The organism is Kumtagia sp., assembly GCF_059502445.1.
This window is the reverse complement of sequence record NZ_JCACER010000108.1, coordinates 1-13060: the sequence shown is the minus strand read 5'-3', so window position 1 is coordinate 13060 and position 13060 is coordinate 1. Positions and strand designations below refer to the sequence as shown.

General features: G+C 64.5%; 16 protein-coding genes and 1 tRNA gene. 9 read left to right on the top strand and 8 right to left on the bottom strand.

The genetic code is table 11. The features are described 5' to 3' along the window. Positions 1–121 precede the first annotated feature (121 nt). The 3 genes from fusA to rpsL form a co-directional block, all read right to left on the bottom strand. Positions 122–2212, bottom strand: coding sequence for an elongation factor G (gene fusA, locus AC5JDC_RS28950; RefSeq protein ID WP_106775698.1), 2091 nt, complete (start codon positions 2210–2212; stop codon positions 122–124). A 32-nt stretch (positions 2213–2244) separates the two neighbouring features. Continuing rightward, positions 2245–2715, bottom strand: a complete 471-nt coding sequence (gene rpsG / locus AC5JDC_RS28945; RefSeq protein ID WP_106775699.1) for a 30S ribosomal protein S7 — start codon at positions 2713–2715, stop codon at positions 2245–2247. Between the two features lie 67 nt (positions 2716–2782). Further along, positions 2783–3154 (bottom strand): 30S ribosomal protein S12, encoded by a 372-nt coding sequence (rpsL, locus tag AC5JDC_RS28940; protein WP_106775706.1) that lies wholly within the window; start codon positions 3152–3154, stop codon positions 2783–2785. A gap of 474 nt (positions 3155–3628) precedes the next feature. Between rpsL and AC5JDC_RS28935 the strand changes: the two genes are divergently transcribed. From AC5JDC_RS28935 to AC5JDC_RS28925, 3 genes are read left to right on the top strand one after another with little or no spacing between them, the layout of a single operon-like run. Then, positions 3629–3910 carry a transcriptional regulator gene (locus tag AC5JDC_RS28935; protein WP_106775700.1) on the top strand — a complete coding sequence of 94 codons (282 nt, stop codon included), beginning with the start codon at positions 3629–3631 and terminating at the stop codon, positions 3908–3910. 40 nt (positions 3911–3950) lie between these two features. Continuing rightward, positions 3951–4148, top strand: coding sequence for a type II toxin-antitoxin system VapB family antitoxin (locus AC5JDC_RS28930; protein ID WP_106775701.1), 198 nt, complete (start codon positions 3951–3953; stop codon positions 4146–4148). Next, positions 4145–4528: a type II toxin-antitoxin system VapC family toxin gene (locus AC5JDC_RS28925; protein ID WP_495846972.1), complete on the top strand. Its 384-nt coding sequence runs from the start codon at positions 4145–4147 to the stop codon at positions 4526–4528. The genes AC5JDC_RS28930 and AC5JDC_RS28925 overlap by 4 nt, the downstream gene beginning before the upstream one ends. A 7-nt stretch (positions 4529–4535) precedes the next feature. Here the strand turns inward: AC5JDC_RS28925 and gor are convergent, their stop codons facing one another. The 3 genes from gor to rpiA form a co-directional block, all read right to left on the bottom strand. Further along, positions 4536–5927, bottom strand: a complete 1392-nt coding sequence (gene gor, locus AC5JDC_RS28920; RefSeq protein WP_495846970.1) for a glutathione-disulfide reductase — start codon at positions 5925–5927, stop codon at positions 4536–4538. A gap of 111 nt (positions 5928–6038) precedes the next feature. Then, entirely contained in the window at positions 6039–6593 is a 555-nt protein-coding gene (locus AC5JDC_RS28915) for a DUF2059 domain-containing protein (RefSeq protein ID WP_106775704.1), read from the bottom strand. 19 nt (positions 6594–6612) lie between these two features. Then, on the bottom strand, positions 6613–7311 hold the full coding sequence (gene rpiA, locus AC5JDC_RS28910) for a ribose-5-phosphate isomerase RpiA (protein ID WP_495846968.1): 699 nt from the start codon (positions 7309–7311) through the stop codon (positions 6613–6615). A gap of 280 nt (positions 7312–7591) precedes the next feature. On the opposite strand from rpiA, the gene gph reads away from it, so the two are divergent. The 3 genes from gph to AC5JDC_RS28895 all read left to right on the top strand — a co-directional run bounded on the left by gph (position 7592) and on the right by AC5JDC_RS28895 (position 9116). Beyond that, positions 7592–8275, top strand: coding sequence for a phosphoglycolate phosphatase (gene gph / locus AC5JDC_RS28905; RefSeq protein ID WP_495846966.1), 684 nt, complete (start codon positions 7592–7594; stop codon positions 8273–8275). Positions 8276–8363: 88 nt separating this feature from the next. Next, positions 8364–8438 (top strand) — tRNA-Val (locus AC5JDC_RS28900). Between the two features lie 321 nt (positions 8439–8759). Then, positions 8760–9116, top strand: coding sequence for a hypothetical protein (locus AC5JDC_RS28895; protein ID WP_495846964.1), 357 nt, complete (start codon positions 8760–8762; stop codon positions 9114–9116). Positions 9117–9692: 576 nt separating this feature from the next. Here AC5JDC_RS28895 and AC5JDC_RS28890 read toward each other — a convergent pair. After that, a complete protein-coding gene (locus AC5JDC_RS28890) occupies positions 9693–10124 on the bottom strand; it encodes a CBS domain-containing protein (protein WP_106775624.1) in 432 nt (143 codons plus the stop codon). 136 nt (positions 10125–10260) lie between these two features. Then, positions 10261–10977: a rhomboid family intramembrane serine protease gene (locus AC5JDC_RS28885; protein WP_106775625.1), complete on the bottom strand. Its 717-nt coding sequence runs from the start codon at positions 10975–10977 to the stop codon at positions 10261–10263. Here AC5JDC_RS28885 and AC5JDC_RS28880 point away from each other — a divergent pair. The 3 genes from AC5JDC_RS28880 (at position 10976) to AC5JDC_RS28870 (ending at position 12708) form a co-directional block, all read left to right on the top strand. Further along, complete coding sequence (locus AC5JDC_RS28880) at positions 10976–11218, top strand: hypothetical protein (RefSeq protein ID WP_495846961.1); 243 nt, start codon at positions 10976–10978, stop codon at positions 11216–11218. The two genes, AC5JDC_RS28885 and AC5JDC_RS28880, sit on opposite strands and share 2 nt — an antisense overlap. A 116-nt stretch (positions 11219–11334) precedes the next feature. Beyond that, on the top strand, positions 11335–11964 hold the full coding sequence (locus tag AC5JDC_RS28875) for a PAS domain-containing protein (RefSeq protein WP_495846959.1): 630 nt from the start codon (positions 11335–11337) through the stop codon (positions 11962–11964). Between the two features lie 129 nt (positions 11965–12093). Next, positions 12094–12708 (top strand): PilZ domain-containing protein, encoded by a 615-nt coding sequence (locus tag AC5JDC_RS28870; protein ID WP_495846976.1) that lies wholly within the window; start codon positions 12094–12096, stop codon positions 12706–12708. Positions 12709–13060: the final 352 nt, after the last annotated feature.

Sequence of the window (13060 nt, the reverse complement as noted above, 5' to 3'; positions counted from 1 at the left end):
CGATCGTCCCGATGTTCACATGCGGCTTCGTCCGCTCGAATTTGCTCTTGGCCATGTGAGGTCTCCGTACCTTGCAGCCCGTTAAGGCGTTAGATCTAGCTTCGCGCCGAACCCTTTGGGCTTACGCGTATTTCTTCTGAACTTCCTGCGCGACCGCGGTCGGCACCGGCTCGTAGTGGTCGAACTGCATCGTGTACTGCGCACGGCCCTGGCTCATCGAGCGCAGGCTGTCCACGTACTTGAACATGTTCGCCAGCGGCACCATCGCGTTGACGACGACGGCGACGCCCCGGCTCTCCTGACCCTGGATCTGGCCGCGGCGGCTGTTCAGGTCGCCGATGACGTTGCCGACATAGTCTTCCGGCGTCACCACCTCGACCTTCATGATCGGCTCCAGCAGCTGCACGCCGAGCTTCGGCGCGGCCTCGCGGAAGCAGGCGCGGCCGGCGATCTCGAAGGCCAGGACCGAGGAGTCGACGTCGTGGAAAGCGCCGTCGACCAGCGTCGCCTTGACGCCGATCATCGGGAAGCCCGCGAACGGACCCGACGACAGGACGCTGTTGATGCCCTTCTCGACGCCCGGGATGTATTCCTTCGGCACCGCGCCGCCGACGATCTTCGACTCGAACAGGAATTCGCCGGCTTCCGGATTCGGCTCGAACAGAACCTTGACGCGGGCGAACTGACCGGTACCGCCGGTCTGCTTCTTGTGGGTGTAGTCCTGCTCGTGGCTGCGGGTGATGGTCTCGCGGTAGGCGACCTGCGGCGCGCCGACATTGGCTTCGACCTTGAACTCGCGGCGCATGCGGTCGACGATGATGTCGAGATGCAGCTCGCCCATGCCGGCGATGATGGTCTGGCCGCTCTCCTCGTCGGTCTTGACGCGGAAGGACGGGTCCTCGGCGGCGAGACGATGCAGCGCCAGGCCCATCTTCTCCTGGTCGCCCTTGGTTTTCGGCTCGATGGCGATCTGGATGACCGGATCGGGGAACTCCATGCGCTCCAGGATGACCGGCTTGGCCGGATCGCAGAGCGTGTCGCCGGTGGTCGTGTCCTTGAGGCCGGCCAGTGCGACGATGTCGCCGGCATAGGCTTCCTCGATGTCGGCGCGCGAGTTCGCATGCATCTGCAGCATGCGGCCGATGCGCTCCTTCTTGCCCTTCACCGTGTTGTCGAGCGACACGCCCTTGGTGAGCTTGCCCGAATAGATGCGGGCGAAGGTCAGCGAGCCGACGAACGGGTCGTTCATGATCTTGAAGGCCAGCATCGACAGCGGCTCGTTGTCGTCCGCGTGACGCTCGATCTCCTGCTCGGTCTTGGCGTCGATGCCCTTGATCGCCGGCACGTCGATCGGCGACGGCAGGTAGTCGACGACGGCGTCGAGCAGCGGCTGCACGCCCTTGTTCTTGAAGGCCGAGCCGCAGAACATCGGGAAGAACTTCACCGCGATCGTGCCCTTGCGGATCAGCGCGCGCAGCTCGTCGTTCGACGGCATCTTGCCTTCGAGGTAGTTCTCGAGCGCGGTCTCGTCCATCTCGACGGCGGCTTCGATCATCTTCTCGCGGAACTGCTCGGCGCGATCCTTCAGGTCGGCCGGGATCTCGACGACGTCCCAGGCAGCACCCAGCGTCTCGTCGCGCCACACCAGCGCATTCATCTCGACCAGGTCGACGACGCCCTTGAACTCGCTCTCGGCGCCGATCGGCAGCTGCATGACGACGGCCTGCGCGCCGAGGCGCGAACCGATCATCTCGACCGAGCGGTAGAAGTCGGCGCCGATCTTGTCCATCTTGTTGCAGAAGATCATGCGCGGCACGTGATACTTGTCGGCCTGGCGCCACACCGTCTCGGTCTGCGGCTCCACGCCGGCATTGGCGTCGAGCAGCGCGATGGCGCCGTCGAGCACGCGCAGCGAGCGCTCCACCTCGATGGTGAAGTCGACGTGGCCGGGCGTGTCGATGATGTTAAAGCGGCGCAGCTTCTCGTCACGGCCTTTCCAGAAGGTCGTGGTCGCGGCCGACGTGATGGTGATGCCGCGCTCCTGCTCCTGCTCCATCCAGTCCATGGTGGCCGCGCCGTCATGGACTTCGCCGATCTTGTGCGACTTGCCGGTGTAATAGAGGACGCGCTCCGTCGTCGTCGTCTTGCCGGCGTCGATATGCGCCATGATGCCGAAGTTGCGGTAGTCTTCGATTTTATATTCGCGGGCCATGGGAGGTGCCTCTCAATCGATCTTTCGCGCCGTTACCAGCGGTAGTGCGCGAAGGCGCGGTTGGCTTCCGCCATCTTGTGGGTGTCTTCACGCTTCTTGACCGCCGTGCCGCGATTGTTGGCGGCATCCATGAGTTCGCCCGACAGGCGGTCGACCATGGTGGTCTCGTTGCGGTTGCGGGCGGCGGTGATCAGCCAGCGGATGGCCAGCGCCTGACGGCGCTCCGGACGGACGTCGACCGGCACCTGATAGGTGGCGCCGCCGACGCGGCGCGAGCGGACCTCGACATGCGGCGCGACATTGTCGAGCGCCTGCTTGAAGACGATCACCGGCTCCTGCTTGCTCTTGGCGCGGACCTGCTCCAGCGCGCTGTATACGATCGTCTCGGCGACCGACTTCTTGCCGTCATACATGATGGCATTCATGAACTTGGTGACGACCAGATCGCCGAACTTGGGATCCGGGTTGATCTCGCGCTTGTCTGCACTGTGACGTCGGGACATGTTCTCTCGTCTCTCACTTCGTCGGCATCAGCGCTGAATGAAAAAAGCGCCGGAGCCGGGAAAACCCTTACTTCGGACGCTTGGCACCGTATTTCGAACGGCGCTGCTTGCGGTTCTTGACGCCCTGCGTATCGAGCACGCCACGGATGATGTGATAGCGCACGCCCGGAAGGTCCTTCACGCGGCCGCCGCGGATCATCACCACGGAGTGTTCCTGGAGGTTGTGGCCCTCGCCCGGGATGTAGCCGATCACCTCGAAGCCGTTGGTCAAGCGGATCTTCGCGACCTTGCGCAGCGCCGAGTTCGGCTTCTTCGGCGTCGTCGTGTAGACGCGCGTGCAGACGCCCCGCTTCTGCGGGTTCTGCTGCATGGCCGGAACCTTGTTGCGCGTCGCCGGCGCCTGGCGCGGCTTGCGGATCAGCTGGTTGACGGTAGGCATTAAATCCTCTTGTCTCTCGTAGTCCGTGTCGGGCCCGTCCGGGGCGGTTTCGAACGCCATTTCCATACGCAAATTCGGGCAAGAAACCGCGTCTCACGGTTTTGCCCGAACAAAAAGCAGAGGAAGCGCAATGCGCTTCATGCATGCCGGAAATGTGTTTTCGCTCGTAGAACGAACCCTGTTTGAGGCGATTCTCCAGGGCGCGACGCCCCGAACCGTCAGACCTCACATCGGTTCAGACGTCGCGGCTTCTACTCGCAACACCGCGAAGCGTCAACCCCGAAACGCCAAAAGCCGCGCTGAAATGGGTGCCTGGCGGCGGCGGCGCAAGGCCCGGCAACTTTCTTTCGCCGCTCCGGCGTAGCGCGGGAAGAATATGTCGCCGATTTGCCGGTCCACCGGGTGGCATCGGGAGCAGACTCCACTACTTGCATTCGGGCCAGCCGAATACGCCGGGAATCAGGGAAGGATGCCATGAACGACAACGAGCCGATGACGGTCACCATCATCACCGGGCGGGTTTTCCGGCGCAAGGGCGGTGACTCGGAAGGGGTGCACATCTTCCTCGTGGCGCCCGACGACGATTCGGCCGTGCGCAGTGCGCTCGACGCGCTGGCGAAGGAGGGCTTCGCCGAAGCCGAGCTCGACCAGATCGGCGAGATGCAGGACGCTCCCGACGACGAGCCGCACGCTTCCGCCTACCAGGGCGCGCTGGAGGGCGAAGTGTCGATCGTCACCTTCGAGGAGCACGATTGACGCATGGAAAACCGCATCAAGTGATGCTATATTTGATGCCATGCGGACGACATTGACCATAGACGATGAGCTCCTGGCGAAAGCCGAACAATACACCGGCATCAAGGAGCGCTCGGTCCTTATCCGTGAGGCGCTGACAGCCCTCGTTCAGCGAGAAGCTGCACGGCGGCTTGCACGTCTGGGGGGAAGTGACCCCGACGCGGAGTCCGCGCCCAGGCGCCGGCCCGCCGCGGAATGATCCTGGTCGACTCGTCGATATGGGTCGATCATTTGCGGCGCGCCCTTCCGGAACTTGAAGCGCTGCTTGCAGACGAACGTGTTTTGACTCATCCCTTCATCATCGGCGAACTGGCGATGGGGTCGTTGAAAAATCGACGTATGATCATCCGCGATCTTTCAAACCTGCCCAAGGCGCGGATGGCTGGAGACGATGAAGTTCTTGCTCTTGTGGAACGGTTCGCAATCCATTCGCGTGGCATCGGATATGTCGATGCGCATCTACTGGCATCGACCAGACTGACGCTCGAAGCGACGCTCTGGACCCGGGACTCCTGCTGCCGGACGGTGGCCGAGGAACTCGGAATCGCTTTTTCGCCTCCCAGCGCAAGGCTTCAGTAAGTCGGCACTACGCGACCCGCTCGCCACCCCTTATCCGGTAGCTCGGCTGGTACATCGTCACCAGTTCCTCCGCGGCGGTCGGGTGCACGGCCATGGTGCGGTCGAACACCTCCTTGGTGAGCCTGCCCTTGATGGCGACGCCGAGAAGCTGCGCCATCTCGCCGGCATCCGGCCCCAGCACATGCGCGCCGACGACACGCTGCGATCCGGCCTCCACCACCAGCTTCATGATCATGCGCTCCTCGCGGCCGGGAAGAATGTTGCGCATCGGCCGGAAGGCGGCGCGGTAGACGTCCAGATCCCCGAGTTTCCGCGCCGCCGCCTCCTCGGACAGGCCGACCGTGCCGATCTCCGGCTGCGAGAACACCGCGGTCGGCACGTCGTCGAGATCCGGCCTGGTCGGGTTGTCCTTGAACACCGTCTCGACGAAGCACATCGCCTCGTGGATCGCCACCGGCGTCAGCTGCAGCCGGTTGGTCACGTCGCCCAGCGCGTAGATGTTGTCGACATTGGTGCGCGAAAGATCGTCGACGAGGACGTCGCCGACCAGCCCGGTCGCCACGCCGGCGGCCTCCAGGCCGAGATTTTCGGTGTTCGGCGTGCGACCCAGCGCCAGCATGACCTGATCGGCGACAAGCTCCCTGCCCTTCGTCGTGCGCGCCAGCAGCCGCCCGTCGCCGCATTTCTCGATGCCGGCGAACACGTCATGGCAGATAATCTTGATACCCTTGCGCTCCATCGCCTCGTGCAGGCCGCGCCGCAGGTCCATGTCGAAGCGCGACAGGATCTCGGCGCCGCGATAGATCAGCGTCGTCTCCACGCCGAGGCCATGGAAGATGTTGGCGAACTCGACGGCGATGTAGCCGCCGCCGGCGATTGCGATCGCCTTCGGCAGCTCCGGCAGATGGAAGGCGTCGTTCGAGGTGATGGTGAGTTCGTGGCCGGGCAGCGCCGGATGCGGATTGGGCCGACCCCCGGTGGCGATCAGGATCGTCTCGGCGCTCACCGTCCGGTTTTCCGCGACGAGGCGGATCGTGTGGCGGTCGACCAGCTCGGCCCGGCTGCGGAAGGTGGCGCCGCCCGCCTTCTCGACGCCGCTGCGATAGATGTTCTCCAGCCGGGCGATCTCGCGATCCTTGTTGGCGATCAGCGTCGGCCAGGCGAATTCGGTCTCGCCGACCGTCCAGCCATAGCCGGCGGCGTCCTCGAAATGTTCGGAAAACTGCGAGGCGTAGACGAGCAGCTTCTTCGGCACGCAGCCGCGGATGACGCAGGTGCCGCCGAACCGGTACTCCTCGGCGATCGCCACGCGCTTGCCCAGGCCGGCTGCGACGCGCGCGGCGCGCACGCCGCCGGAGCCGCCGCCGATGACGAACAGGTCATAGTCGTAAACCGGCATGGGCGGCCTCTTCGGCTGGCTTTCGAAACGCAGGTCACAAGTATTCACCCCGTGACGAAAAGAAAAGCCCGGCACGGGCCGGGCTGATCGCTTTCGGATTTTCGCGGCGCCTCAGTTGTTGGTCGGCTGGCCTTCCGCCGGCGCCGGCGCCTTGGGCGCGTTCTGGGCGACGATCGCGTCGAGCGCCTTGCCAACCTCGTTGGCGAGGTCGCGGGCGACGCCGCGCTGCCAGATGTCGGCGGCCTTGCCGAGCTCGCGCACCACGATCGGACCGTCGGAGAGCAGCTTCTGCCCCGCCGGAGAGCCGTAGAAGCTGGCGATCGCCGTGAGTTCCTCGGCCGAGAACACGCGGGCATAAGCGAGCGCGGCTTCCTTCTCGAGATCGGTGCGGCGCGGCGCCAGCGCCAGCGTCTTGTCGTCGATCGTCTTGATGATGACTTCCTGCATGTCCGGATTCTTCTGGATCAGCGTCTGCTTCAGCACCGCCGCCGCTTCCGGCAGGATGGCGTCGAACGGATCGGTCGCCTTGATCGCCGCGACGGCGGCGCGCGCCGCCTTCAGGTGCTCTTCCGAAACCTCCTGCGCCGAGGCCGGCAGCGAAGCGAGAATCATCACCGAGCTCGCGGCCGCGAGAGCGAAGAGGCGGATGGGGTTCAGCCGGATCATCGGAAAGGCAACTCCTGTTCTAGTGTTGCGCGAGGATGGTTCTCGCGCCGCCCGCGCCGGCCACGACGGCGATTTGCGCCAGGCCGAGAAAAAGCCCGTGCTCGACCACGCCCGGCACGGAATGAAGACTGCTCGACAGCGCCCTTGGATCGGGAATGCGGCCAAAAGATGCATCGAGGATGAAATGTCCGCCGTCTGTAACAAATGGCGCATCCTTCGTCATCCGCAATGTGACCGGACCCGCCAGGCCGAGCGCCTCCGCAGCGCGCCGGACGGCAAGCTCCGTCGCCTTCAGCCCGAACGGATTGACCTCGATCGGCAGCGGGAAGCGGCCGAGCGTCTGCACGGCCTTGCTCTCGTCGGCGATCACGATCATGCGCCTGGACGCCGCCGCGACGATCTTTTCCCGCAGCAGCGCGCCGCCGCCGCCCTTGACGAGCGACAGCTCGGGATCGAACTCGTCCGCGCCGTCGACGGTGAGGTCGAGTTCCGGCGTCTCCTCCAGCGTGGTCAGCGGCACGCCGAGCTCACGGCAAAGAGCCGCGGTGCGCTCCGAGGTCGGCACGCCGATGATCGACAACCCCTCGCGCATCCGCGCCGCCAGGAGCCGCACGAACTCCTCGGCGGTCGAGCCGGTGCCGATGCCGAGCCGCATGCCGTCCTCGACATGCGCGAGTGCCGCCCTCGCCGCTTCGATCTTCAACGCACGCGCATCCATCCCCAGCCTCCCGGCGCATGTCTCCCGAAAGTGCAGCGGTTTCGGGAAAGGACACGCGCAAAATCAGAAAACCTGCAGCACATCCATGAAACCCTCAATTCGCGCGATGTGCTGTAGGCCGGCGCTCCTAGCATTTTTGGCCCGGCGGGCAAACCCTTAGGCCAACGCCCCACGGCGTTCCTTTCGAGCTTCCCTTTCCGTGCGGCCGGACCACGTCGGGTTGCCTCGCCCGCCAGCACGCTGTATCCGCTCGTCCTTCCATCCAGCGAGATTTTCCCGAATGATGCGCCCGATCATCGTGTTCGACCTCGACGGCACCCTCGTCGACACCGCTCCGGACCTGCTCGACAGCCTGAACCACAGTCTTGCCGCCGGCGGCGCCCTGGCGACCGATACCGACGGTTTTCGCCAGTTCGTCGGCCATGGCGGCCGCGTCATGATCGAGCGTGCCTATGCGGCGCAGAAGCGCATGCTCGACACCGCCGAGCACGACCGGCTGTTCGCGCTGTTCCTCGACCACTACGGCACCAACATCCCCGGGCGCTCGCAACCCTATCCCGGCGTCCCCGCCGCCCTCACCCGGCTGGCGGCGGCCGGCTACCTGCTCGCCGTCTGCACCAACAAGACCGAGGCCTTTTCCGTGCGCCTGCTGGAAGGCGTCGGCCTCGCCGGCCGCTTCGCCGCCATCTGCGGCGCCGACACTTTTGCCTTCCGCAAGCCCGATCCGCGCCATCTGGTCGAGACCATCGCCAGGGCCGGCGGCGACCCCGGCCAGGCGGTGATGGTCGGCGATTCGCAGACCGACATCGACACCGCCAAGGCGGCCGGCATTCCGGTGGTGGCCGTCGATTTCGGCTACACCGACCGGCATGTGCGCGAGTTCGGCCCGTCGCGCATCATCTCGCATTTCGACGAGCTGACGGTGGCGATGTGCGGCGATCTGATGCAGGCCGCGAAGGCCTGACCCGCATCGCATTTGCGCCGACAGCGCGCTTGACTTGCCCGGCCGCCCTCCCTTATATCGCGGCTCGCTTCGGCCTCGGGCCGACGGCGGGCGATTAGCTCAGCGGGAGAGCACACCCTTCACACGGGTGGGGTCGTAGGTTCAATCCCTACATCGCCCACCATTCTATTTTAAGTCAGTAAGTTAGCCCGCACGATCCTCCGACGGGACATCCACCCCCAGCAGAAGCCGACGACGATCACGACCCTACCCACTGGGAGGTCCGCTGGCGCGCTGTGGAGCCTCGGAGGCTATCGGGTAAGACGAAATGCCGGGAGGTTGCTAACGAGTCCCTACCGGCACCGTGGCCCTTCCGATTATCTAGATACCCCCGCGAAAATCGGCCATTTCCATTATGCTCGGACGGCTCCGTGAAGGATGACCGTGAGGGTTTGCTTTGGGGTGGAAAGCGGACATAGAAGCAACATGGGCCGGAGAGGTCGCCGTGAAGGAACTCGTTATCCGTGATGACTTTTACATCACGCCGGATGCTGACCAATCATTCGAGCACGGGCGCATCTACTATATTGCTCGCAACCGCCACGGTGGCTCGCGCAGCACACAGATAGCCTACTTCCACGTCTGGAACCCAGACATTCCAGCGGAAGGCTTTTTCCCTCATCGGCGTCTGGACGTTTTTGTCATGGATCACAAGCTTGCACCCGATGCTGCATGGCTCGCACGGAAGCTTTATGAGACGTTAGAGACGGACGGCGTTGTAGCCGATCCTGTGTGGCTAGGCTGGCATCAGGTGAGGGAACTTGGCGGAGAGCAACGCGGAGAAGTGTTCGACTATGAATGAGGTGCTGGAGCCTATGGCCGCTAAGGGTGGAAAGCGGACGCGTCAGTAACTTGATAATCCTGTCTGCTCCCCGTACCGATACGGCATGAACCGTCATGAACCCGGCTCCGCCCAATACAGGTTCGTCCACAGGCAATCCTACAAGGCGCTTGTAGGATTTACCGCGTTTGCCATCCCTTCCTTGGGTTCTTGACATATTATCTGTGGGGCGCGCCCCGATGGTCGCAGGGTTATCTCGTTTGGTGGGCTAGCGCTGTCGGGGTTGTATGCTCCGTTCTGCAGGTTGTGATCCTTACTGTTATTTTGGCCAAATATCGGCAGGCCAATTCCAGGAAGGTTTGATGGTTCGGGCCGCAACCTCCCAGTGAGGAGGGCGCGGGTTACATCCGCAAAGCGGTCGAAAGCAGACATGGGCTTGCAGTCTCACTGGGTTTCGGCTTCGGCCCGAAACGGGGACATTGTGTCTGCCTCCGCTCGAAGATCTGCAGGCAAGTCACAGCTTAGCTGACTGGTGGGTGCCTCTACATCGCCCACCATTCTTTTCGCCTCCGAGCATGCGACCTACAGGCCTTCCGCCTAAGCCGTCGCGATATATTCCCTGATCTGCTGGGCCTCGCGCTCGACGTCCTCGATGCGCCGCTTGACCACGTCGCCGATCGACACGATGCCGTCGAGATGGCCGTTCTTCTCCACCGGCAGGTGGCGGAAGCGGCCGCGCGTCATGATCTCCATGACCTCGTTGACGGTATGGTTCTCGTTGCAGATGCTGACTTTGGGGGTCATCGCCTCGCGCACGGTCTGGTCGAGGGCGGCCGCCCCGAGCTTGCCGATCACCCGCACGATGTCGCGCTCGGACAGGATGCCGACGATCTTGCGGTCGCCATTGGTGATGACCAGGGCGCCGATCCTGTGCTCCGTCAGCATTCCGATCGCTGTCGCAAGCTTCTCGTTCGGCCCGAGCGTGTAAACGTCGTGGCCCTTCTGTTCCAGGATTGCCTTGACCGTCATCGCCTCCTCCAACCGTGGTTGACCGCGGCGGCCGCGCGACCGCGCCCGGCCGTCACCCATGGTGCCTCCCGGGGCGGTCCATTGCAAGTGCTTGGATTCCGCGGGCGGCCGGGCTGCGCGGCGCCGGAGACCGGCTTCAGCGTCCCTTTCCGAGAAAGTACGGCAGAGCGGCGAAACCGGCGACGAAGCCGCCGATATGCGCCTCCCAGGCGATGGTGGCTTCCGACCCGTATCCGAGGCCGACAAGGCCGGTGACCAGGTTGACGATCATCCAGACGCCCAGGAAGGTCATGGCGCCGCGAGAGCGCAGCACCGCGGCGATCGGCAGCGCCGGGCCGGCGAAGGCCGAGCGGCCGCCATGGCGCTCCGTCCGGAAGGCGAAACGCGCGGCCGCCCCCATCATGCCGGAGATCGCGCCGGAGGCGCCCACCAGCGGCGCCTGGTCGAGCGGATGCAGCGCCCAGTGCAGCGCCGCCGCGGCGAGCGCCGTCAGCACCCAGAACAGCGCGAAGCGCGGCGTGCCCAGCCGGTTGGCGAGCGGCGAGCCGAACGCGGCCAGCCACACCATGTTGATCGCCAGATGCGCCAGCCCGCCATGCAGGAAGGCATAGGTGACCGGCGTGGTGAAGGCGTAGACGTCGATGTCGTAGAGCCCGGAATAACGCACCGGAATGAAGGCGGCGCGCACCAGCAGTTCCATGTTCTGGTCGAGGTCGAGCAGATAACCCTGCGCGACATAGACCGCCACGCAGAGGGCGATCAGCAGGAGGACGATGCCCGGGATGTTGAAGACGGGCTCGCGCGACGGCTGATCGGGCTGGGTCGGGGGGTCTTGGATCGAAGGCTCGGTCATGATGGCGCTTGCTAGCCCATCCCGGCCGAAAGCTGAATGCCCCGGCGGCAATATGTTGCACCGGATGGCGACCGGTCGGCTCCCGCTGTTCCGGGAAGCGGCAGACGCAGCCGAATCGGCCACCCGCGAATCAGTCGCGGCAAAAGAAAAAGGCCGCCCGTGGAGTGATTTGATTGATGTCACGGCACCGCCCCACGAGCAATCTAAACCAAAAATTAACCTTAACGGGCCCGACCCGTGAACAACCGGCGGCCGCGCTGGCACGCCTCCTGCTTCGAGCCGCATGTAGGCCTTCAGCGGACGCGTTCCTGTCTGTCCCTGACACAGCCGAAGACAGAGAATGCGAGACGGAGCGACATGAAACGGGAAGCATCGGTCAACCTGTTCCAATATTGGAACCGCCTTCGGGACGGCCGGCCGGCGCCGCGCCGCACCGAGATCGAGCCCGCCGACATCAAGGCCCTGCTCGGCGACACTTTCATCCTCGAGAGCGACACGCGCGGCGAAGCCGTGTTCCGGCTGGCCGGCACGCGGCTGTGCGCCATCTATGGCCGCGAGTTGAAGGGTTTCGCCTTCTCGTCGCTGTGGCGCGACAAGGACAGCCGCCTTGTCACCCGCCTGGTTCGCAGTGTGTTCCAGGACAAGGCGGTCCTGGTCGCCACCTATGACGGCATCTCGCGCTCCGGGCGGACCGTGGCGCTGGAACTGCTGCTGCTGCCGCTCGACGGCGGCCAGGAGAACCGCCGCGCGCTCGGCATCATCTCGTCGGAGGCGAAACCCTATTGGCTGGGAGCCGACCCGGTGACCGAATCGTCGGTGGAAACGGTCCGCATCGTCGATCCGGACCGCGAGCCGATGTTCCTGAAGAACAGGCCGGCCGTTTCGGTCCCGTCGCTGGTGCCAGGCCTGGAAGGCCCGGCGGCGGACGCCGCCGGAGCGCGGCGCATCCGTCATCTCCTCGTGCTGCCCGGCGGACGCTCGGAGTAACGCTACAAAAAAACGGCGACATTTCAATAAGAGGAAACTCTCCTTACGGCCTGTTAACCGGTCAGGCGATATCTAGCGCCAATATAGAAGTACTGCGCGGATCTAGCAGCCGGCGGAGCAAGACAGGTGATCAGGGCGACGGCAATAGACCAATCGCCATCCAGAGTTGAACGGCGTAACTTTCAGCGCGTGCGCGTGAAGATATACGGCCGTTTCATGCTTGAGGATCGCACCGAGCATCCGTGCCAGGTCATCGACATGTCGCCCGGCAATGTCGCGCTGCGTGCCGACAACCACGGCCAGCTCGGCGAAAAGGTGATCGCCTATGTCGATCACATCGGGCGGATCGAGGGCATCGTCACCCGCGTCATGGAAGACGGCTTCGCCATGACCATCGTGGCGTCCGACCGCAAGAAGGACAAGCTGGCGGCGCAGCTCACCTGGCTCGCCAACAAGCACGAGCTGGATCTGCCGGAGGACCGCCGCCACGAGCGCGTCGCCCCGCGCAATCCGCTGACCACGCTGCAGCTCGCCGACGGCCGCCAGTATCAGTGCCGCATCATCGACCTTTCGCTGTCCGGCGCGGCGGTGGAGATCGACGTCAGGCCGGCGCTCGGCATGCAGGTCGTGCTCGGCACGATGCGCGGCCAGGTCGTCCGTCATTTCGAGGACGGCATCGCCATCGAATTCGCCGTCGTCCAGCGCTCGGAAACGCTGGATTCGGAATTCAGCGACCGCGCCTGAGCGGCGCACACCGCATGTAATTTCGCGGACGACCCCGCCGGGCAGAGCCCTGCCCGTCGCTTGCGCAGGCTATCAGGCATACAGTTTTTCGACTTTGCCCGCGGCCGCTCCTACCGGATTCACAAAGCTTGCACCGACGGCTGAGATGCCTGCTCGGACGGGCGCTGTCCGGCAACATCTCGGGGCGCGCCAAGCGCCCTCGTGGTTCGACAAGCTCACCATGAGGGGCTACTGGCAGGTTGCGCAAAGCGCTACCACTGATCCGCCGCTGCGACAGCAACGACAAGCGGAAGCCTATCAGTAGCCCTCATGGTGAGATGGCATAATTGCTCTTGTTGGGGGCTGCGGTTGC